Annotated in this window: 1 protein-coding gene; it reads left to right on the top strand. The window is 68.8% G+C overall.

All coding sequences use genetic code 11. From position 1 onward, the window contains the following. Nucleotides 1-123 precede the first annotated feature (123 nt). The coding region (locus ACIRS4_RS39310) for an MFS transporter (RefSeq protein WP_404205238.1) at nucleotides 124-1,023 on the top strand (900 nt) is incomplete at its 3' end.

Raw genomic sequence — 1,023 nt, 5'->3', positions numbered from 1 at the left:
AGGTGGCCCGGCGGGGATTCGACCTGGGAACGGTCCACCCGGAGATGCCGGCTCGACGGGAATAGCCGCCCCGGCGATGCGTTCGACTCGAGGATGAGTCGGGTTGCGGAGAAGGGGTTGCCGGTGACGGCTACGGATGTGAAGTCGTCGATCGGATTGCGGTCGGAGCGTGGGCCGATTCTGGCCGCGTTGATGTTGTCGACGTCGCTGGTGGCGCTGGACTCCACGGTGATCGCGACCGCGGTGCTCACCATCACCGACCAGCTCGGCGGATTCGCGCAGTTCCCTTGGCTGTTCAGCATCTATCTGCTGGCGCAGGCGGTGACCGTGCCGATCTACGGCAAGCTCGCCGACATGGTGGGGCGGAAACCGGTGATGTTGTTCGGGATCGGGGTGTTCGCGCTCGGGTCGCTGCTGTGCGGGCTCGCCACCAGCATGCTCGGGCTCATCGTGTTCCGGGCGGTGCAGGGCATCGGGGCGGGCGCGGTCAGCCCGATCGCGATGACCATCGCCGGCGACGTCTACACCGTGCAGGAGCGGGCCAAGGTGCAGGCGTACCTGGCCAGTGTGTGGGCGACCTCCTCGGTGGTGGGTCCGCTGCTGGGCGGGGTGTTCTCCGAATACGTCAGCTGGCGGTGGATCTTCCTGGTCAACCTGCCGCTGGCCGCGTTGGCCGGCTGGATGATCCAGCGCAAGTTCACCGAAAGCGCTCCGCGGCAGAGCCATCGGATCGACTATCTCGGAGCCGGGCTGCTGACGGTCGGTGCGGGCGCGCTGATTCTGGCGCTGCTCGAGGGCGGGCAGGCCTGGGCCTGGGGTTCGGCCGCCAGCCTGGCGCTGTTCGGCGGCGGCGCGGCGACGCTGGTGGCGTTCGCGCTGGTGGAGCGGCGGGCCGCGAATCCGATTCTGCCGCTGTGGATCTTCACCCGCCGCGTGGTGGTGGCCAGCAGCCTGGTCTCCCTGCTGGTCGGCGCGATCCTGCTGGGGCTCACCTCATATGTGCCGACCTTCGCCCAGGGCGTG

Source organism: Streptomyces sp. NPDC101166, assembly GCF_044768125.1.
Classification (GTDB): domain Bacteria; phylum Actinomycetota; class Actinomycetes; order Streptomycetales; family Streptomycetaceae; genus Streptomyces.
This window is presented reverse-complemented; position numbering and strand designations above follow the sequence as displayed.